Annotated in this window: 20 protein-coding genes and 1 pseudogene; 10 read left to right on the top strand and 11 right to left on the bottom strand. The window is 59.6% G+C overall.

Annotated elements, in window-relative coordinates:
- Positions 1–539: 3-deoxy-7-phosphoheptulonate synthase (locus RTS12_RS15370; protein WP_312530081.1), on the top strand; the 539-nt coding region annotated here is incomplete at its 5' end.
- Between the two features lie 113 nt (positions 540–652).
- Here the strand turns inward: RTS12_RS15370 and RTS12_RS15365 are convergent.
- Positions 653–1,396 (bottom strand): PAS domain-containing protein, encoded by a 744-nt coding sequence (locus RTS12_RS15365; RefSeq protein ID WP_312530080.1) that lies wholly within the window; start codon positions 1,394–1,396, stop codon positions 653–655.
- A gap of 250 nt (positions 1,397–1,646) precedes the next feature.
- Here RTS12_RS15365 and gmk point away from each other — a divergent pair, with 250 nt between their 5' ends.
- The 3 genes from gmk to RTS12_RS15350 are packed head-to-tail and all read left to right on the top strand — an operon-like array spanning position 1,647 to position 3,856.
- Positions 1,647–2,282, top strand: a complete 636-nt coding sequence (gene gmk / locus RTS12_RS15360) for a guanylate kinase (protein ID WP_312530079.1) — start codon at positions 1,647–1,649, stop codon at positions 2,280–2,282.
- Positions 2,279–2,797 (top strand): gamma carbonic anhydrase family protein, encoded by a 519-nt coding sequence (locus RTS12_RS15355; RefSeq protein WP_312530077.1) that lies wholly within the window; start codon positions 2,279–2,281, stop codon positions 2,795–2,797. Before gmk ends, RTS12_RS15355 begins: the two co-directional genes overlap by 4 nt.
- Positions 2,798–2,800: 3 nt before the next feature.
- Positions 2,801–3,856 (top strand): ATP-binding protein, encoded by a 1,056-nt coding sequence (locus RTS12_RS15350; protein WP_312530074.1) that lies wholly within the window; start codon positions 2,801–2,803, stop codon positions 3,854–3,856.
- A gap of 85 nt (positions 3,857–3,941) precedes the next feature.
- Here RTS12_RS15350 and purF read toward each other — a convergent pair whose 3' ends face one another.
- From purF to RTS12_RS15320, 6 genes are all read right to left on the bottom strand, one after another.
- A complete protein-coding gene (purF, locus tag RTS12_RS15345) occupies positions 3,942–5,438 on the bottom strand; it encodes an amidophosphoribosyltransferase (protein WP_312530083.1) in 1,497 nt (498 codons plus the stop codon).
- Positions 5,439–5,586: 148 nt separating this feature from the next.
- The gene (locus tag RTS12_RS15340; RefSeq protein ID WP_312530072.1) at positions 5,587–6,216 is read right to left on the bottom strand and encodes a CvpA family protein; all 630 of its coding nucleotides are present in this window, start codon (positions 6,214–6,216) and stop codon (positions 5,587–5,589) included.
- A 41-nt stretch (positions 6,217–6,257) separates the two neighbouring features.
- Entirely contained in the window at positions 6,258–7,622 is a 1,365-nt protein-coding gene (radA, locus tag RTS12_RS15335; protein ID WP_312530070.1) for a DNA repair protein RadA, read from the bottom strand.
- A 167-nt stretch (positions 7,623–7,789) separates the two neighbouring features.
- Positions 7,790–8,989, bottom strand: a complete 1,200-nt coding sequence (locus RTS12_RS15330) for a UbiH/UbiF family hydroxylase (RefSeq protein WP_409455695.1) — start codon at positions 8,987–8,989, stop codon at positions 7,790–7,792.
- 48 nt (positions 8,990–9,037) lie between these two features.
- Positions 9,038–9,262: a hypothetical protein gene (locus RTS12_RS15325; protein ID WP_312530068.1), complete on the bottom strand. Its 225-nt coding sequence runs from the start codon at positions 9,260–9,262 to the stop codon at positions 9,038–9,040.
- Between the two features lie 68 nt (positions 9,263–9,330).
- Positions 9,331–9,993, bottom strand: coding sequence for a pyrimidine 5'-nucleotidase (locus RTS12_RS15320; RefSeq protein WP_312530066.1), 663 nt, complete (start codon positions 9,991–9,993; stop codon positions 9,331–9,333).
- Positions 9,994–10,058: 65 nt separating this feature from the next.
- Between RTS12_RS15320 and RTS12_RS15315 the strand changes: the two genes are divergently transcribed.
- The 3 genes from RTS12_RS15315 to RTS12_RS15305 all read left to right on the top strand — a co-directional run bounded on the left by RTS12_RS15315 (position 10,059) and on the right by RTS12_RS15305 (position 12,159).
- Entirely contained in the window at positions 10,059–10,715 is a 657-nt protein-coding gene (locus tag RTS12_RS15315; RefSeq protein WP_312530064.1) for a GntR family transcriptional regulator, read from the top strand.
- A 111-nt stretch (positions 10,716–10,826) separates the two neighbouring features.
- Positions 10,827–11,450, top strand: coding sequence for a DNA-3-methyladenine glycosylase 2 family protein (locus RTS12_RS15310; protein WP_312530062.1), 624 nt, complete (start codon positions 10,827–10,829; stop codon positions 11,448–11,450).
- Between the two features lie 52 nt (positions 11,451–11,502).
- Entirely contained in the window at positions 11,503–12,159 is a 657-nt protein-coding gene (locus RTS12_RS15305) for an alpha/beta fold hydrolase (RefSeq protein WP_312530059.1), read from the top strand.
- 309 nt (positions 12,160–12,468) lie between these two features.
- On the opposite strand, the gene RTS12_RS15300 is transcribed toward RTS12_RS15305, so the two are convergent.
- Complete coding sequence (locus tag RTS12_RS15300) at positions 12,469–12,912, bottom strand: VOC family protein (RefSeq protein WP_312530057.1); 444 nt, start codon at positions 12,910–12,912, stop codon at positions 12,469–12,471.
- A gap of 376 nt (positions 12,913–13,288) precedes the next feature.
- On the opposite strand from RTS12_RS15300, the gene RTS12_RS15295 reads away from it, so the two are divergent.
- Positions 13,289–13,882 (top strand): HNH endonuclease, encoded by a 594-nt coding sequence (locus RTS12_RS15295; protein WP_312530055.1) that lies wholly within the window; start codon positions 13,289–13,291, stop codon positions 13,880–13,882.
- Between the two features lie 576 nt (positions 13,883–14,458).
- Here RTS12_RS15295 and RTS12_RS15290 read toward each other — a convergent pair.
- Positions 14,459–15,324, bottom strand: a pseudogene (locus tag RTS12_RS15290) (IS3 family transposase); the annotation flags it as partial.
- Positions 15,299–15,568: a hypothetical protein gene (locus RTS12_RS20800; RefSeq protein ID WP_409455694.1), complete on the bottom strand. Its 270-nt coding sequence runs from the start codon at positions 15,566–15,568 to the stop codon at positions 15,299–15,301. The gene RTS12_RS20800 and the pseudogene RTS12_RS15290, both read right to left, overlap by 26 nt.
- A 168-nt stretch (positions 15,569–15,736) precedes the next feature.
- On the opposite strand from RTS12_RS20800, the gene RTS12_RS15280 reads away from it, so the two are divergent.
- Both RTS12_RS15280 and RTS12_RS15275 read left to right on the top strand, forming a co-directional pair.
- Entirely contained in the window at positions 15,737–16,534 is a 798-nt protein-coding gene (locus tag RTS12_RS15280) for a hypothetical protein (RefSeq protein WP_312530053.1), read from the top strand.
- Entirely contained in the window at positions 16,500–18,140 is a 1,641-nt protein-coding gene (locus RTS12_RS15275; protein WP_312530051.1) for a hypothetical protein, read from the top strand. Before RTS12_RS15280 ends, RTS12_RS15275 begins: the two co-directional genes overlap by 35 nt.
- 310 nt (positions 18,141–18,450) lie before the next feature.
- Here RTS12_RS15275 and RTS12_RS15270 read toward each other — a convergent pair.
- A partial coding sequence (locus RTS12_RS15270) for an abortive infection family protein (protein ID WP_312530049.1) occupies positions 18,451–18,911 on the bottom strand: 461 nt, incomplete at its 5' end.

The raw sequence follows: 18,911 nt of genomic DNA, 5'->3' as shown, positions 1-18,911 counted from the left end.
GCCGCGGCGTTCAAAACCCGATCGGTCTGAAATGCGGCCCATCGACCACCGCCGAGGATCTTAAGGTGCTGATGGCCAAGCTGAACCCGGCCAATGAGGCGGGCCGGCTGACGCTGATCGCGCGCTTTGGTGCGGGATCGGTGGGTGATCACCTGCCGCGGCTGATCAAAACCGTGCAGGAAGAGGGGGCAAGCGTCGTTTGGTCCTGCGATCCGATGCATGGCAATACGATCAAGGCGGCATCGGGTTACAAGACCCGCCCCTTCGATTCGGTGCTGCGTGAAGTACGCGAGTTCTTTGCGGTGCATAAAGCCGAAGGCACCATTCCGGGCGGCGTTCACTTTGAGATGACCGGCCAGGATGTGACTGAATGCACGGGTGGCGTGCGGGCCGTGACCGATGAGGATCTGTCCTCGCGCTATCACACCGCCTGCGATCCGCGCCTGAATGCCAGCCAATCGCTTGAACTGGCCTTCTTGGTTGCCGAAGAGCTGCGCGGTCGTCGCCTTGACGAGGCCCGTCAAGCGAAGGCCAGCTGATCACATCACGGGTCAACCCCGTGTTAAAATGAAGAAATCCGCCGTAACCTGTATTGGTTGCGGCGGTTTTTCATTGTCTGGACAGATCAGCTGGCAAGCGCTGGGCGTGGTGATCAGTCTTTGTCTGAAACCAGCTTGAACCGGGCCCGGCGCTCTTCGGGGGTTTCCTCGACCTTGGGGGCAGGGCGCGAGGGGCGCCAGTTTGGCGCGGCTTCGGTAAAGCCATGTGCCGATGGGCTGGGCTCTAGCACCAATGCACCGGCAATGACTGGAAAAACCTGATCCGAGATTAGGTCAAAGCGGCGGGGACCGCGTCCAATCTCGCCCTCGGCGATGACACATCCCAAGGCGCGGGTCACATCGCCCAGATCGGATTTCAGCGGTAGGATCAGCATTTTCCCGGTCAATTCGGGGCGCGCATAGCCCCCCGGCGATGACAGCTGCAACTCCGCAATCTGCGGGGCCTTGAACACGCTTTCCAACACATCTGACAGCCGCCCGCGTGACGGCGGGTTCAGCAGCGCGCAAAGCGGCATGCCGCGTACCTCCATCCCCATCAGATCGACCAGATGGCGACCCGCAAGGCGAAACCGCGCGGCACCGGGCGCGATCCGTTCCAGAATAAAGGCATAATCCAATGCCGCGCGAATGCCCCGTGGCTCGACATCCGAGCGATCGGGGATGGCACGCCCTTTGCGCAGGCTTTCCCAATAGGCGCGCAATTCCAGCAGGATCTGACCGGGCCGAACCGTGTTAAAGTCGACCATGCGCACGACATCGCCATTGCTGGCAGAAGGGGCCTCTTCTGTCGGCGGGGCTGAAGTGGCGTCGCTATTTTCGGTGTCGTCATTGAACATGGAGGAACTCGAAAAGGTGTAACAGATCACCTATAACACAAAATTAGCAGTTTTTGATCCGCCAAACGATTGAAATATTGGCGAATGGTTAAGCTTGGCGCTTGAGCGTGCATGGCAAGTGACCCTAACCCGCTGCGGGGCGGTTCTTGATCATCTGGCGGGGGGCCCATGTGCGCGGCCAGAGAGCGGGGGACTTGACCCCGCGGGCCGGGTTGCCCATTGAAGCATCATTCAGACTATCGAGGTTTTTATGGAACGCAGCGGGCTTTTGATCATCCTGTCCTCTCCATCCGGCGCAGGGAAATCGACGCTTGCGCGGCGTTTGATGGATTGGGACCCTTCGCTGAAATTTTCGGTCTCGGCGACCACACGCGCGCCGCGTCCGGGCGAGGTTCACGGCCAGCATTACGACTTTCGCTCGGTCGAGGATTTCCGCGCGATGGTCGATGCCGGGGAAATGCTGGAACATGCCGAGGTGTTCGGGAATTTCTATGGCTCGCCCAAAGGCCCTGTCGAAACTGCGATGCGCGAAGGGCGCGACACGCTGTTCGACGTGGACTGGCAGGGCGGTCAGCAGATACGCGCATCCTCGCTGGGAAGCCATGTCGTGTCGATCTTCATCCTTCCGCCCGATCTGGTCGAACTGGAACGTCGGCTGATCTCGCGCGGGCAGGACAGCCCCGAGGTGATCGCAGGCCGCATGCGCAAAAGCCTGAATGAAATCAGCCATTGGGCCGAATATGACTATGTTCTGGTCAATGATGATCTGGAACAAACGACGCAAGAGCTTAAGACCATTCTTGGCGCTGAACGGTTGCGGCGTGATCGCCAGACCGGACTGGGCGCATTCATCCGCAAATTGATGGCAGAAGAGGGACGGGCATGATTTGGGAACTCGACGGACATCAACCGCAACTTGCCGATGATGCCTGGGTCGCGCCCGACGCGCAGGTGATTGGCAAGGTGGTTCTGGACGAGGGGGCAAGCATCTGGTTCGGTGCGGTCCTGCGCGGAGACAATGAGACCATCCGCATTGGCCAGAACTCGAACGTTCAGGAACATTGCGTCTTGCATACCGATCTTGGCTTTCCGCTGACGGTTGGTGAAAATTGCACCATCGGGCATCGTGCGATCTTGCATGGCTGCACCATCGGGGATGGTGCGCTGATCGGGATGGGGGCCATTATTCTGAACGGCGCCAAGATCGGTGCCGGTGCCCTGATTGGCGCAGGTGCGCTGGTGGCCGAAGGCAAAGAGATCCCGCCCGGTGCCTTGGTCATGGGCTCTCCGGGTAAAGTCGTCCGCGAACTGGACCAGACCGCGCGCGACAATCTGTTGAAATCGGCCGAAAGCTATCGCGCGAATGCCGCCCGGTTTCGCGCCGGTTTGCGTCAGGTCTGACCCATGGCCAGCCCCTCGTCGGAGTTGCTGATCGAGGCTGTGCCGATGGCGATGCTGGTCATCGATCCGCAGATGCGGTTGCTGATGGCCAATGCGGCAGCGCGCAATCTGTTTGGCGAGGGCATCGTCGGTCGGCCCTTTGTGACGGTGCTGCGCCACCCCGGCGTGAATGAAATGGTCGAGCGCTTGCTGGCGCAACGCGGATCACATCAGGAAAAGCTGATGGTGCCGATTGCGGCGCAGGGGGGTGAGCTTTCCTTTGAGGTCACCGGATCGACGCTGAAATCGGGGCCAAAGCGCTTGGTTGCGCTGGCCTTTGAGGATCGCAGCAGCCTTGAGGCCGCCGAACAGATGCGGCGCGATTTCGTGGCCAATGTCAGCCATGAGCTGCGCACACCGCTGACCGCCCTGATGGGCTTTATCGAAACCCTGCGCGGGCCTGCGCGCGACGATGTGACGGTGCGCGACCGCTTTTTAGGGATCATGGAACGCGAGGCGGGGCGGATGAACCGATTGGTCGGCGATCTGCTTTCGTTAAGCCGGGTCGAGGCCGAAGAGCGCCGCCGACCGGTTCAGCGTGTCGAAATGATCGGGCTTTTGCGCAATGTCGTGGCCAGTCTGACACAACGCGCAGCCTCGGCCGGGGTCGTCATCGAGGCCGATCTGACCCACGAGCCACTGTCGGTGATCGGCAATGCCGACCAGCTGGTGCAGGTTTTTGACAATTTGATCGAAAATGCAATCAAATATGGCGGTTCGGGCGGCATCGTCACCATCGCGATTGCCCATGTTCCCCATGAGGCCGTCTTACGCGGCCCCGCTTGGGCGATTTCCGTTGCCGACAAGGGCGAAGGAATTGCCTCGGAGCATTTGCCGCGCCTGACCGAGCGGTTCTACCGCGTCGATACCCACCGCTCACGCGAGCAGGGGGGCACAGGGTTGGGATTGGCGATCGTCAAACATATCATCAACCGCCACCGCGGCCGCCTGCGCATTGAAAGCCAAAAGGGCAAGGGCAGCCGCTTTACCGTGCTTTTGCCCGAGCCCACGGCCAAATAGCCTGCCCGAACTTATGGGTCGCGCACATGAAAAAGGCCGCCCTTGACGGGGCGGCCTTTTGGATTGGCGACATCGGGGCGGTGAATTACTCGGCCGCATGCCCGGTCTGGCGATCGCTTTCCGAGCCCGCGCGCATGTGAAAGCCACGCTGCAGCTGATCGAAGGGTGCGACCGGATAATCACCCGAGAAGCAGGCATCGCAATATTGCGGGCAGGCGCTGTTGCGGCCCTCGGCTTCGCCCACGGCGCGGTAAAGCCCGTCCAACGAGACAAAGCGCAGACTGTCCACCCCAATCCATTCACGCATTTCCTCTGGCGTCATATTCGCTGCCAAAAGCTTGCTGCGTTCGGGGGTGTCCACGCCGTAGAAACAGGGCCAGGCCGTCGGTGGCGAGGCGATGCGGAAATGCACCTCGCTTGCGCCGGCATCCATGATCATATCCTTGATCTTGCGGCTGGTGGTGCCACGCACGACCGAATCGTCCACAAGAACCACGCGTTTGCCTTTGACCAATGCGCGGTTGACGTTCAGCTTAAGCCGCACGCCCATATTACGGATCTGCTCGGTCGGCTCGATGAAGGTGCGCCCGACATATTGGTTGCGGATGATCCCCATGCCAAAGGGAATACCGCTTTCATGGGCATAGCCGATGGCTGCGGGGGTGCCGCTGTCGGGAACGGGGCAGACCAGATCTGCCTCGACCGGGGCTTCACGGGCCAGCTCTACGCCGATCTGGCGGCGCGTTTCATAGACCGAGCGGCCACCGATGATCGAATCGGGGCGCGAGAAATAGACATGCTCGAAAATGCAGAAGCGACCCTTGGACGGCCCGAAGGGACGCGAGCTTTCGACCTCGCCCTTCGAAATCACCACCATTTCGCCCGGCTCGATCTCGCGAACAAGTTCCGCACCAACGATGTCGAGGGCGCAGGTCTCTGAGGCCAGCACATAGGCGCCATCAGCCAGACGGCCCATGACCAGAGGACGCACGCCAAGCGGGTCGCGCACGCCGATCAGCTTGGTCCGGGTCATGGCAATGACCGAAAAGGCCCCCTCGATGCGGCGCAGCGCGTCTTTCATCCGTTCGGGGATGTTGCGCTGGATCGAACGCGCCATCAGATGGATGATGCATTCACTGTCCGAGGAGGACTGAAAGATTGAGCCACGCTCGATCAGCTCGCGGCGCAGGGCCTCGGCATTGGTGATATTGCCGTTATGGGCAATTGCGCATCCGCCCATTGCGAATTCGCCGAAGAAGGGCTGGACATCGCGAATGGCTGGCGTGGCCTTGGTGCCCGCGGTCGAATAGCGAACATGGCCGATCGCCAAGGGACCCGGCAGGGTTTCCATCAGCGATTGCTTGGTGAAATTGTCGCGCACATAGCCAAAGCGATGGGCGCTGTTAAAGCCTTGTCCGGGCTCGTGGGCGACGATGCCGCCCGCTTCTTGCCCGCGATGTTGCAAGGCATGCAGCCCAAGGGCTACAAAATTGGCCGCGTCGGCGACACCAATGACTCCGAAAATGCCGCATTCCTCATGGAGGCGATCGGAATCGAAGGGATGGGCAAGGAATGGCTGCATCATCACCGTATCGGTCCTGTAGCTATGCGTTGAAGCTGCCGCCTATGTAGGGGCTCGCCCAAAGAAAGTCACGCCCTGCCAGTCAGGCAGGGCGAATAAAATTTCATCCAAACGTCATATAGGGGGGCTGCACCCCCAAAATATCCGTTTAGTTTGTGGCCGGGGTCGTGGTGACCGGGCTGCTTTGTGCCGGGGTCGAGGTCGAGGCATCGACCGGGGCGCCGACCGGGCCACAGCTGCGCACCATCTGCTCATAGCGGCTCACGATCCAGCCCGGAGCATCCTGCGGGATCTGCTCGCCCATCTGGCTGGTCATGCGCTTGAACACCTGCGCCGAACGCGAGTTATCGACCATCGAGACCGGCTGAGTGGTCATCACGCGATCATAGACGATAAAGGCGACCGCGACCAAAAGGACGCCGCGCGCCACGCCGAACAAAAAGCCCATCCCCTGATCGACGCCACCCAGCGCCGAGCGCTGCACCACCGAAGAAAAGAGCGGCGTGATCACCGAAAAAATCACAAGCGCCACGGCAAAGACCACGGCAAAGCCTGCGATCGTCGCCAATTCGCAGCTATCGGCCAGCACCTTATTCAGGCCCGGCACCTGTGCGATCATCGGACGCACCGTCGGCGCGAAGATAAAGGCCAAAATCGCTGCTGCGATCCAACCCAGAATCGACAGCGATTCGCGCACGAAGCCCCGCGCATAGGCAAGGATCGCCGAAAGGATGATGACGGCTGCAACGATGCCGTCGATGAGGGTAAATCCGTCCATTTTCTCGCCCTTCCGCAGGGTTTGCCTGCGCTGGTGGTCGCTCAGCCTGCGCCGAACATCTCGCCCACAAAACTCGTCAAATCGGAAATGCGGTCAACCCGCATCCCCGCGATGCCCTCGACTTTTTGTGCCTCGGGCAAGATTGCCCGTGAAAAACCAAGTTTCTGGGCTTCTTTCAACCTATTTTCCGCCTGAGCTACCGGGCGCAAGGCGCCTGACAGGCTGATTTCGCCAAAGATCACCGCTTCTGGCGGCAGGGCAATATCCTCGCGCGCGCTTAAAAGCGCTGCGGCAATGGCCAGATCGGCGGCGGGTTCCAGCACGCGCATGCCGCCCGCGACGTTCAAAAACACGTCCATTCCGGCAAAGGGAATGGCGCAGCGCGCCTCAAGGACGGCAAGGATGGTGGAGACGCGACCCGAATCAAGGCCCACGACCGTGCGGCGCGGGCTGGCCAGCGTCGAGGGCGCAACCAAGGCCTGAACTTCGGTCAAAACCGGGCGCGTGCCCTCGATCCCCGCAAATACTGCGCTGCCGGGGACGGGTTGGCCGCGCTCAGACAAAAACAGCGCCGAAGGGTTGGTGACTTCGGCCAGCCCGCCGCCGGTCATCTCAAAGACGCCGATCTCATCTGCGGGGCCAAAGCGGTTCTTGACGGCGCGCAGGATGCGAAACTGATGGCCGCGCTCGCCTTCGAAATAGATGACGGTATCGACCATATGTTCGACCACGCGCGGGCCTGCGATCTGGCCCTCTTTGGTGACATGGCCCACCAGAATGATCGCGGTACCGCTGCGCTTGGCAAAGGTCACCAGCTCATGCGCCGAAGAACGGACCTGCGACACCGATCCGGGGGCCGAATCGACCGTATCGGACCATAAGGTCTGGATGGAATCGATAACCGCTACATCGGGCTTTTCGGCATCAAGCGTGGTCAGGATGTTGCGCAAGGCGGTTTCCGCGCCCAAGCGTACAGGCGCATCCGCCAGCCCAAGGCGCAGCGCGCGCAGCCGAACCTGTGCGCTGGCCTCTTCGCCAGACAGGTAAATGGCGTTTTGCCCCATCATCGCCAAAGCCGCTGTCGCCTGAAGCAAAAGCGTCGACTTCCCGATGCCGGGATCACCCCCGACCAGGATCGCCGAGCCGGGCACGATGCCGCCACCTAGCACGCGGTCAAATTCCTCGATCCCGGAGCGCGCGCGCGGAGGAGGGGGCTCGGATGTCGCAAGGCCGCTCAGCGGAATGGTCTTGCCGCGCGCTGCGCCAAGACCGCGCCCGGGGCCTTGGCTAAGCGGAGCCTCTTCGATGATCGTGTTCCACTCGCCACAGGCTTCGCAGCGCCCGGCCCATTTCTTATGGGTGGCGCCGCAGGCGGTGCAGGTGAAGGAGGTGACAGATTTGGCCATGCAAGGCTTGTGGCAAATCATGCGCCTGCCTGCAAGAAGCCAGTGCCCGTAGACTGATCCCGATGGGCCGGATGCGCGGCGGATCGCGCGTCAAGCACATGCGGATCGGTGCGGTTTTGCAGGCGGAATGCGCATCAAAGGGCGTATCGCCGATAGGCCCAATGCGATCAATTGGCGCCCAGACCCGCCTTCATCAGCAGGCGCCGCACCGGGCCGCTGGCATAAAGCGTGCCCAAAGCTGCTGCCCGCAGGTCACGAAGCGGCCGTGGCGTGGCCATGCTGGTGCGGTTCAGCGCGTCAATGCCCATCAGGCGTGCCAAGGCATCGGGACGACGCCGGCGCGCATAGGCGTCAAGGCTGGCCCTTGAGCCGGGATCGTCGCGCGACAGCTCGACCAGCGTTGTCAGATCCGCCAGGCTCATATTTAGGCCCTGCGCGCCGATCGGGGGCACGACATGGGCAGCCTCTGCGATCAATGCAGTGCGCGGGCCGGTGAACTGATGCGCGATCTGGCTGATGATCGGCCAGACAGTCAGCCGGGTGGCCTGGCTCAGATGGCCCAGAACACCGGCCGAGCGGCGGTTCATTTCCAGCGCGAACTCATCTGGCGGCAGGGCTGCCAGTCGCTGGATCTCGGGGCCGCGCTCAAGCCAGACAACCGCGGATGAATGCTTGCCCTCGCGGTCAGGCAGCGGGACAAAGGTAAAGGGTCCGCCCGATCGATGGATCTCGGTCGAGATATTGTCATGGGGGCGATCATGGGTCACGGCAAAGGCCAAGGCCTTTTGGCCGTAGCGAATGGTTTTGACACCAATGCCCAAAGCCTCGCGCACGGGCGAGTTGCGCCCATCCGCGCCAACGACCAGTTTCGCGTGAACCCGCCGTCCGTCGCTTAGGGTGACGATTGCGCCAGTCTCGCGCGCAAGCAAAGCCGCCGTTCCCGTTCCGGGACGGAACTCGACATTTTGCAATGTCTCCAACCGGGCAGAAATCTCGCGCTTCAGCAGCCAGTTTTGCAGGTTCCAGCCAAAGGGTTTGTCAGAAATCTCGGAGGCGTCAAATTCGCGCACCATTCGCGCCTGTGCTTGCGCGCCCCCCGCATCGACAATGCGCATGATCTGCAATGGGGTGGCATGGCTGGAAAGCCGGTCCCACAGGCCTGCCTCTTGCAAAACGCGAATCGAGGGTTGCAGGAAGGCGGTCGAGCGCAGATCCGCGCCCAACTGCCCCTCGCTTGTCACGGGCGGCGCGGGATCAATGCACAGCACGCGATGGCCCGACGCGCCAAAGGCTGCCGCCGCGATCATTCCGGCGATACCGCCCCCCGAAATCAGAACATCAACGCTCTCATCGGAAATCACGGCCATTATATCCTCATTGACGCGGCGGGCAGATGTTGCCCTGTCGGGGTGGGTCTAGAAGCCCGCAGCGTAAGCGATCAGCACGAGCATGACCAGCGCAGTCCCGGCAAGGCCGGCCATGGTCAGGGCGGGCAGCCCCCAGATGGCGACAGCAGCAACGACCACGACGACCGCCAATACCACGCCGATCAACAGTCGGGCGGCGATGCGGTTTTCATACTGTTCTTCAAGCGCTTTCTGGTTCGCGTCCAGTTGTGCGCCATTGGCGGAATTGCTCATTTTTCTGGTTCCTTACTTCGCGGATCAGTCAACTGATTGTCATCAGATTTCCTGACACAGACCGGCCCTTAGACCAGTTTGCGCAGGAAGCTCGTCAAATCATGTGTCTGATGATGAACATGCGCGCCATGATCTTGATCAAATGCCAGCTCATCAGGGCCATGACGTCCGGTCCCGACCAAAACCGTGCCCATGCCCAGTGCGGCAGGCACCAACAGGTTGCGCGGATCATCCTCGAACATCGCGGCCGTTGCCGGGTCAAAGGCTTGCGCCGCGATCACCGCCTGATAGGCGCGCGCATCGGGTTTGGGGTGAAAGTCGACCTCTTCGACACCGTAGATGGCATCGAAAATCGACAGGCCGCGATGCTCAAGAACGCGCGCGGCATAAAGGCTGTCGGCGTTGGTATGGATGATCTTTCGACCGGGCAGGGCAAGGATGGCTGCGGCCAGATCCGGATCGGGGCGCAGTTCGGAAAAATCGATGTCGTGAACATAGCGCAGATAGGGCAGGGGGGCGATGTCATGTTCGATCATCAGCCCGGCCAAAGTCGTGCCATGTTCGCGCCAGTAATGGCTGCGCAGGCGTGCGGCCTCGGCCTCGGTCACGCGCAATTCGCGCATGACATATTCCGTCATTTTCTTTTCGATCTGCGCAAAGAGCCGCACCTCGGGGGTGTAAAGCGTATTGTCGAGATCGAAGATCCAGGTGGTAACATGTGAGAAATCCATAAACCCTTGGTAATCCGCTCTGCCCGCGCTTGCAATCTGTGCAGCAAAGGCAGATCGTCGCGCCCATGAAAGACGCATATTCCCTGATCCTGTCGGCCATCGATAATGGCCAATTCCGCCCCGGCGACCGTTTGGTCGAATCCGAACTGGCCGAGCGCTTTGGCGTCTCGCGTACGCCGGTTCGCGAGGCGCTGCAGCGGCTGGAAACCCAGTCGATGCTTAAACGCGACGGGCGCTCGCTGATTGTGGCGACGCTTGATCATAATCAGCTGGCCGAACTGTATACCGTGCGCGCCGAGCTAGAGGCTTTGGCGGCGCGTCTGGCCGCTCGCCACGCCACCCCAGAAGAAATCCGCGTTCTGGCGGGGATGGTCGAGGATGACGCCAATGTCATTGACGATCCGCAAGCGCTGGCCCGTGCCAACCGCCGTTTCCATCACCAGATCCATCTGGCATCGCATAACCGCTATCTGGTGCAGCAGCTTGACCTTGTTCATCGCAGCATGGCGCTGATGGCGCGCACCTCGCTTGCTGCCGAAGGGCGCGGGGTCAAGGCTTTGGCCGAGCATCGCGCCATGGTCGAGGCGATTGCCTCGGGGGATGCGCAAAGCGCAGAAGAGGCCCTGCGTCGCCATATCTCGAATGCATTCGAGACCCGCCTGAAAGAAGAGGCGCGCCTTCAGGCTGAACGCCCGGCCTCGGGGATCGATAACGAAGTCTAGCCAAGCCTGGCGCTGCTGCCCGCATGGGGCGGTGGCGCAGTTTGCAGCCCGGGCTTTTCTGGCTAAGCTTTCGCCCAAGCTTACGCGATCAATAGCTATGACGAGGCCTGCTTGCGTCTGATCCAAGCCGATAGCGATCTTGAAGAGGGCCGGGCCTATCTGGTCTCGGTCTGTCCCGTCTGGGCGCGCATCCTGCCGACGTTGGGCCCATTGCCCTTGCGCCGGCGCAGCGATGGTTTCGCGGCGATTTGTGATGCGGTTGTATCGCAGCAGATCTCGACGCAGGCGGCAGCTGCAATCGCGGCACGTCTAGCGGCGGCCGGCCTGCAATCCGAGGCCGCAGTGGCAGATGCAAGCGAAGATGCATTGCGTGCCGCGGGGCTTTCACGACCCAAGGCCCGCTATCTTAAAGCCATCGCCGAAGCCCGGATGGACTGGGCAGCCTTGCGCGATTTGCCCGATCAGATCGTGGTTGAGCGCCTGACCGCTTTGCCGGGGATTGGCCAATGGAGCGCGGATATCTATCTGAAATTCGCTTTGGGGCGCGCGGATGCCTTTGCGGCAGGTGATCTTGCCCTGGCCGAGGCTGCGCGGGTTTTATACGAGCTGCCGGACAGGCCGGGGCCCAAGGCGCTTGCGGCGCTGGCCGAGCCTTGGCGGCCCTGGCGTTCAGTTGCAGCGCGCGCTTTGTGGTCCTACTACCGTATCATCAAGGGACGCGAAGGCGTTCGCTAGATTTCCCGGACGCGAAAGAAAGCGTCTGTTAACGATCCGCTAAGGGGGCCTTATGGCACGCGCATTGAACTCTGGTCGACGTGGACCTGAAAAGGCGACATCGGTCGTCGTATTCCTGCATGGTTACGGCGCGGATGGCGCTGATTTGCTGGGCTTGGCCGGGCCGCTGGCGCCGCATTTGCCCAATACCGCCTTTTATGCCCCGGACGCGACCGAGCGTTGTGTGAACAATCCCATGGGCTATCAGTGGTTCCCGATCCCGTGGCTCGATGGCTCCAGCGAGGAGCAGGCTCGCGCCTCGATGGCCGCTTCCGTGGATGATATCAATGCCTTCCTTGATACGGTTCTTCAGGCAGAAGAGCTAAGCGCCGACCGCATGATTCTGGTGGGCTTTTCCCAAGGTACGATGATGTCTTTGCACATCGCGCCCCGCCGCGATCAGGCGGTAGCGGGCGTCGTCGGTTTTTCGGGCCGCTTGCTTGCACCCGAAGCGCTGGCAAGCGAAACCAAGGTCCGCCCGCCGATTTTGCTGCTTCATGGCGATGAAGATCAGATGGTGCCCTTTGCCGATATGGCACTGGCTGAAAGCGCATTGCGCGAACAGGGCTTCGATGTCACGACCCATGTGATGCATGGAACCGGGCATGGTATTTCGCCTGATGGGCTGTCTTCCGCGCTTGGTTTCATTTTGGATGAACTTGGGGCTTGAACCTGCTGGCGTCGTATTTACCTTGATTGAAGGCGCGACGCCAAATCAACCGCCGCGCCTGACGATTGGACTGCCGGGGACTTGCCCCATCAAGACGCACAAATAAGTCGGAGGAACCACGCATGGATCTTATCTGGACGGCCGCCATCGCGTTGATCCCGGTCAGCATCATTGCTGCCAATATTGCCAAGCCTCAGCCGGTGAAAGTCGCCGCCGCAGCCCGTAAGGTGCGTCGCTAAAGCCCGCGACCAGATATATCGCAAGCTGCGGCTTTGCATGGTTCAGGGCGTTTCGCCGCGCCCTGCCTCTCTAGATTTTTTGCCAGATCCGAGGATCTGCCAATTCGATCGAATTTCCCGCCGGGTCGCGGAAATAGATCGATCGCCCACCCTGAGGCCAGATGAAATCGGCCTCGATCGCGACCCCAGCCCCCTCCAGATAGACACGCCATTTGTCCATATCCTGGTCATTCACGGCAAAGCACAGGTGACCCGCACCCTGAGTGCCATGAGGCGGAACCAAGATCGGGGCATCTGCTCGAGGCGGATGATCAGTGCTGCGCGGGTCGAAAATCAGCAGGACTTGATTGCCAGCGTGGAAAAAGACATGGCGCCCCGCCTGTCTGGAAATTTCGCGCAAGCCCATGACATTGGCCCAGAAAGCGGCACATTCCTCCAGATTTTGCGCATAGATCGCGATCTCAAGCAGGGCAAGTTGGGACGGCGGAAGTGGTGGGGTATGTTCATGAGCCATGGCCGATCAACGGCCAGACGCTTGGGATGTTCCCATTTTGACAAAGCGCACCATCCCAGAACCGGGCAGGCAGCACACTGCGCCAATGCCAACCCTGATCCGGCCATGCAGCTTCGCCATAGGCGCAACGCATCTGAGGTGTCGGTGGCATGGCCCGTTGTGACCTTGGACCAGACATCCATGAGACGACGCGACGCCCGCAGGACCGATCACAAGCATATGCGCCCTCCCGATGCCATCGTTTGGCGTCACGCCCACGTTACAGGCCAAGGCTATTTATGGCCCACCCCAATCGAGCAGAACTTGTCAGCCCCTCGCGAACGGCTATTCTCCCCCCAAAGAAGGCAGGTTCCGGCAGATAATCGGAGCAGAGCATATGCCCTATGATCAGATCGACTTTCGAACCCAATTCGTGCGCGAGCCATCCTCGCTGAGGCATTGCCCGGCGTTGGTTCTGAATGCCGATTATCGGCCGCTATCTTACTACCCATTGTCACTTTGGCCTTGGCAAGAGGCGGTCAAGGCGGTGTTCTTGGATCGGGTCAGCATCATCGCCGAATATGACGAGGTGGTGCGAAGCCAGCGCCAGGTGGTGCGCATCCCCTCGGTCGTGGTGCTGAAAGATTACGTCAAACCTCAGAAGCGCGTGGCATTCACGCGCTTCAATCTTTTCCTGAGGGATGAATTTTGTTGCCAATATTGTGGCGCCAAAGGGGATCTGACCTTCGACCATGTCGTGCCACGCTCGCGCGGTGGCATCACCAGTTGGGAAAACGTGGTCGCGGCGTGCTCGCCTTGCAATTTGCGCAAGGCAAACCGGCCGCTGCGCAGCTCGGGCCTGACTTTACGCCGCCCCGCCCGCCGCCCCAGTGCCGAAGATATGCTGGCCGCAGGACGACGCTTTCCACCCAATCACCTGCACCGCAGTTGGTTGGATTACCTTTACTGGGACGTCGAATTGGAAAGCTAAGGGGGGATGGGCCAGTTCAGATGTAAAAACTACCATAAATCTCACCAAATTGGGGTTTATGGTTGGTGCAACCATGCATCGTTTTCACAAACTACCAGTTTAGGGTGGAAATGGCGCCGGTCCAAACTGAGCGCATCAAGAGATGATCGGGCCGGAAGGGCGGGGTGAAGCTGATGCTGATGCTTTTGGCATCGTTCACTGCCGCCGGCTGGCAAACCCGACTAGAGAACGAAACCCACTCAGGTATTTATCCACAATTCCTATGGTCACTTCGGCATCTCCGCTTCCGCTATCGGCTGTGCCTGAGTGAGATGCCGATCGAGCACGAAATCGACAAATGTGCTCGCTGCGCCGATGGCCAATCTGGCGTGCCTAGGCTCAGGACTTCGGTAACGGGCCCGTCTCAGTCAAGCTGTTTTACACATGCGCCGTCGTCCGCAGCATAGCGGTTTCAGGTTTGGTCTGATCGTCGCACTGCTGGCACAGCCACCTTCGTCTGAGATCACCCGGGTGCATGCTTCGGTCCGTGGTCGGCGCAGAGGCCGCCAACATGATGCTGGTTCAATGCAGGTCCGATGTGCCCATCTCATTGGCGTGCTCGATGTGGTTCCCGCGTCGCCAGACCGCCATCATCAGCGCGTCCATGACCAGTGAGGCATCCCGATCAGCTTTCATGGACCATCCCACGGCGCGCCGGGAGAAGATGTCGAGAACAACAGCGACGTAAAGCCAGCCCTCCGCGGTCCAGATGTAGGTGAAATCGGCCAGCCACTTCTGGTTCGGCCGGTCTGCCTGAAAGTTGCGGTCGAGGAGATTGTCGGCGATGACCGACCGCTCCCCATCGTCCCTGGGCTTTCCCCGACGCCTGGGTCGTGCCCGTAAGGCATTGATCCGCATCAGCCGTTCTATCCGGTGAAGCCCACAGGCAAGCCCGTCCTCAAGAACATCCCGCCAGACACGACGTGCGCCATAGGTCCGGTCACTGGCCCCGAAGCTCGCCTCGATCGCTGCGACGAGCTTCGCGTCATGGATCTCTCGCGTGCTGGGTGGGCGGCTGAGCCACGCATGAAAGCCGGACCGCGAAACCTCAAGAACCTTGCAGAGCCAGCTGACCGGCCAGATATGGCGGCGTTTGGCAATGAAGGCGAACCTCATATCGCCTCGCGCGCGAAAAAAGCTGCGGCTTTCTTCAGGATGTCACGCTCCGCCCGGAGCCGGGCGACCTCTTTCTTCAGAGCCGAAATCTCGGCCCGATCGGCCCGCATCTGCCCGTTCCCGGAAAACGCAACCGCCGGCGTGGCTGTCAGCTCTCGCATCCACCGCCGCAGCACGCTCTCCGCCACATTGAGGTCACGCGCGGCCTGTGCCACAGCGACACCCCGATCCGTCACCAGCCTGACGGCCTCGATCTTGAACTCACGGCTGAACTTCCGTCTCGTCATATCCACTCTCCAGCGCCTTGGTCACGATCTTATCTTCGTGTCCACGAAACCGGCAGCAGCTCATCATTCGAGTTTCTAGAAGTTGCGGCATGGCAAGTTTCGCGACAGTAATTTCTTTCGTCGCGTCTTCGAGCGTGTGGTGTCGCAGTGCATTGCCCGTGGTCTGGTGGGCGGCAAAGGCTTTGCCGCCGACGCCATCCTTCCACCCCAATGGAAGGATCGCACCATTAAACCATAGGATCAAACACCCACCTGATGCGACACGATTAAGCTTTGAAGTCACTTCCGGGCGAGGAGGCCATGGGCGACACAGCTAAATACCAGCCAGCGCCAATAAAAAAGGGCGGTCCAGACTTGCGCGACGTCGCCTCATTGAATAGCGATCAAACAAGGGGCAGCGGAAGGGATCTTCATGCAGCGCAGACTTTCAATCGTCTTGGTGGTCACCCTTCTGCCTGCCGTGTTCCTTTGGCTCTGGAAGTTGACCTATGGCTTTTCCGACTGGGCCGCTATCTGGCTGCTCTGTATGGCGGCCATGATATTTCTGGGGAATTGGTCGATCACCATTGATCGTTGGAAGGCCGAACGCAGAATATTTCTGAGGTCTGGGTCGTGGCTTGCAGGATGGCTCACCGGACGGATAGGCGCATTTCTCTCCTCAACGCTGTTGGTTTTGCTGCTCGTGCCGGCATTGGCCTGGAATGCGTTGGAGATGTCAGGGGCTGAGATTGTTGTTTCTCTTGCCCTGGTTTTCACGTCGGCCTGGTCTTTCCTTTGGATGCAGAGTTTTCTGACTAGGCATTTCATGCCTCCCTTCGACCGGATTTTCGCAACCGGACCGAGCGCCTGGCTGATTGGATTGCCCTTCTCGATCACCCTCTTTCTCGTCACATGGTATGCTGTGAGCATTCCTGCAGAAATGCTCACGGCGGATATTGCCGATGCGATGCGGTCAGGGTTGAGCAAGCTGCCGGAGAGACGTGGCTGGATTGCTGAGATACTTGCCTTTGGCTATGCCTTTGAAGCATTAAAAATATGGCTGGTGGTGCAGATGAGGGACTATCCCCTGATCGCGATTTTGTTCAATCTGGACATGGCGTTGTTCGGCTTTCTTGCTGCAAGGGCAAGCGTGGTCATCACCCATTTTGTTGAAACACATCACCACGGAGCGCTGATTGACTCAGTCTTACCAGGCCCCAGAAGACCCTAGCAGAATCGAAGGCCACAAGAGACCAGATCTGTCACGCTGGTTCTGGGGAACCATTGTGCTTTTGCTTGTGATTACGGTCAGCCTTCAACTTCTTGCGACCTGGCAAGCGGGACAGCACGGCGATGGAAACGGTAGTGGCAGCTCAGTCGATCAGACAGGGACGAATGCTACGCAGGTGGAGCAGTGGCTCAACAAGGCGGGTAAAGAAGCAAAAAAGGTCAGAGAGCAGATAAGTGGCCGTTTGGATGAGGCCTATGCCCCAGTCTATGAAGGCATCCCGAACTATATGGATTTTCACTATTCTCTGACAGGCGAGTGGCTGGAATTGGGCTCGGCTGCGATGGGGCAGCTAGGAGACGGTCTGGAGAAACACCTCTTCGACGGTTTTGATACGCGTTTAAGCGCTGTGTCGGAGCAACTCTCTTTGGAATTTGACGAAAGGTTTCGGACGGCGCTGGATGAGGCAATGGCCGTTGGGCCGGGCGAGGCAGAGTCATTCGGGCCTGTGGTGAACAAAGCGTTGCGAGATTCCCAAGATCGGATGAAGAAAACGGTCGGAGCAGCTGGCGTCGCCCTGGTGGGTGGGGCCACTTTGAAGATATTCACCACGGCTTTCGCCAAGAAGCTTGCCATAAAGCTCGCAGCAAAGGTGGGAACAAAGACAGGTATGAAATGGGCCGCCGCTGCAACTGGTGGTGCGGCTTCTGCTGCTGCCTGTTCATGGACCGGGCCAGGGGCTGCTGCCTGTGGTGTGATCGGCGGCGTCATTGTTTGGGTTGCCACGGACGTGGCAATGATCAACCTGGATGAATATGTTACGCGCGACGCTTTCGAGCGTGATTTGCGCGGTCTCATCGACGATCACAAAAAAGAAACCCAGCGTGCTATGGAGCAAATGCTGGCCAGCAAGATCCTTGCTGTCGAAACTGAGCGCAAGGTCGTCGTCAGAGAAATCTTCCTGTCTGAGTTGAAGGATGTGGATCGATTGATGGCTTGCGAGGCTGCGGCCAGCATTCTCGGTCGCTACGATAATATTCGTGGCAATCTGCAAGCGCGCTCGTCGGCAAATATCACGTCCTTCCAGGCCGATTTGAGGGCGCAGGAGACCAGTCATCTTCTGGCCCCCTGGATTGACACGATGAAGGCCGCGATAACCGATCAAGACCTTCGCCCTTGGATCTTCGGTCCGGTAATCTTGAATGTCGATTTTCCAGAAGAGCTGCATGAAGGGCGCAAGATATGGGGTAAGCTTCGTCTCGCGGGAACGGATATTGAATTCGTCAAAACAGAAAGCGACTCGGTCGGAAAATACAGCCTGAGAGCGACCGTCGGGGAGAAAATCCTTCTTCAAGGGAAGAGGCGCCTTGAACTGGAGCTGGGTCAGGATCGGGGCTGGACCTCATGGAACCGGAACTTTGAGGGTAGTGCCTGGCTTGATGTCTCTGAAAATTTCGCCGAAGGCTCTGGCATTGCTCCGAAGGCTGCGATCTCGTTGACTATGACCTCGGAGAACGAAGATGGGCCGGTGCCACGGGTTGAGGTCGTGCTGATCCCGGGCGGGTCGATATTGCCCGGTCGCGAGCTGCCGGAGCTTTGCACGCAATAGTCTGAGACCGGGAAGTCTGCGCGCTGCCTTGAGGTAAGTCCTGGAGCGAATGGGGGCCCAGCAAGTGTAAAAACGACCATAAATCTCACCAAAATGGGGTTTATGGTTGGTGCAAGCATGCATCGTTTTCACAAACTACCAGTTTAGGGTGGAAATGGCGCCGGTCCAAACTGAGTGCATTAAGAGATGATCGGGCTGGAAGGGCGGAGTGAAGCTGATGTTGAAGCTTTTGGCATCGTTCACTGCCGTCGGATGGCAAACCCGACTAGAGAACGAAACGCACTCAGGTATTTATCCACAATTCCTATGGTCACTTCGGCATCTTCGCTTCCGCTATCGGCTGTGCCTGAGTGAGGTGCCTATCAAGCACGAAATCGACAAATGTGCTTGCTGCGCCGATGGCCAATCTGGCGTGCCTAGGTTGCAACCCCTTAAAGCCGCGCCCGCGACCATGCCCCTTGCCGTATGCGTTTCGTAGGGGCGCGAGAGAGTGTGCGATTCGCCCTAGACTGGTTAGGATATCCCTAATCTCTGCGGCACCCTTCGCAGTCTCTTCAACTCCTTCCGGCATGATCTGGATCTCCTTCCGCAAAAGTTTTAGCAAATCTGGGATTTCTGCTTTTGCGGAGTATTTCACCCTCCGATCATCAAGAATTAGCTTACAACAGCTTTCGACAATCTCCTTTGCCAGTGCAATCACCTCGCCAGGCTCGTCGTGGTAATCCTCCCCTTGGTTAAGGGGATGCGGCAGTAGAATTTTCTCGTAGCGTG

The sequence above is a fragment of the Paracoccus sp. (in: a-proteobacteria) genome, from assembly GCF_032007265.1.
GTDB lineage: Bacteria > Pseudomonadota > Alphaproteobacteria > Rhodobacterales > Rhodobacteraceae > Paracoccus.
Note: the sequence above shows the minus strand (reverse complement) of the source record. Positions and strands in the feature narration are given on the sequence as shown.

Excerpts from the sequence above, each read along its gene's own strand:
- RTS12_RS15350 (WP_312530074.1), top strand. The coding sequence starts at position 2,801 with ATGGCCAGCCCCTCGTCGGAGTTGCTGATCGAGGCTGTGCCGATGGCG.
- purF (WP_312530083.1), bottom strand. The coding sequence starts at position 5,438 with ATGCAGCCATTCCTTGCCCATCCCTTCGATTCCGATCGCCTCCATGAG.
- RTS12_RS15305 (WP_312530059.1), top strand. The coding sequence starts at position 11,503 with ATGGCACGCGCATTGAACTCTGGTCGACGTGGACCTGAAAAGGCGACA.
- RTS12_RS15300 (WP_312530057.1), bottom strand. The coding sequence starts at position 12,912 with ATGGCTCATGAACATACCCCACCACTTCCGCCGTCCCAACTTGCCCTG.
- RTS12_RS15330 (WP_409455695.1), bottom strand. The coding sequence starts at position 8,989 with ATGGCCGTGATTTCCGATGAGAGCGTTGATGTTCTGATTTCGGGGGGC.
- RTS12_RS15320 (WP_312530066.1), bottom strand. The coding sequence starts at position 9,993 with ATGGATTTCTCACATGTTACCACCTGGATCTTCGATCTCGACAATACG.
- radA (WP_312530070.1), bottom strand. The coding sequence starts at position 7,622 with ATGGCCAAATCTGTCACCTCCTTCACCTGCACCGCCTGCGGCGCCACC.
- RTS12_RS15340 (WP_312530072.1), bottom strand. The coding sequence starts at position 6,216 with ATGGACGGATTTACCCTCATCGACGGCATCGTTGCAGCCGTCATCATC.
- gmk (WP_312530079.1), top strand. The coding sequence starts at position 1,647 with ATGGAACGCAGCGGGCTTTTGATCATCCTGTCCTCTCCATCCGGCGCA.
- RTS12_RS15315 (WP_312530064.1), top strand. The coding sequence starts at position 10,059 with ATGAAAGACGCATATTCCCTGATCCTGTCGGCCATCGATAATGGCCAA.
- RTS12_RS15295 (WP_312530055.1), top strand. The coding sequence starts at position 13,289 with ATGCCCTATGATCAGATCGACTTTCGAACCCAATTCGTGCGCGAGCCA.
- RTS12_RS15365 (WP_312530080.1), bottom strand. The coding sequence starts at position 1,396 with ATGTTCAATGACGACACCGAAAATAGCGACGCCACTTCAGCCCCGCCG.
- RTS12_RS15355 (WP_312530077.1), top strand. The coding sequence starts at position 2,279 with ATGATTTGGGAACTCGACGGACATCAACCGCAACTTGCCGATGATGCC.
- RTS12_RS15325 (WP_312530068.1), bottom strand. The coding sequence starts at position 9,262 with ATGAGCAATTCCGCCAATGGCGCACAACTGGACGCGAACCAGAAAGCG.
- RTS12_RS15280 (WP_312530053.1), top strand. The coding sequence starts at position 15,737 with ATGCAGCGCAGACTTTCAATCGTCTTGGTGGTCACCCTTCTGCCTGCC.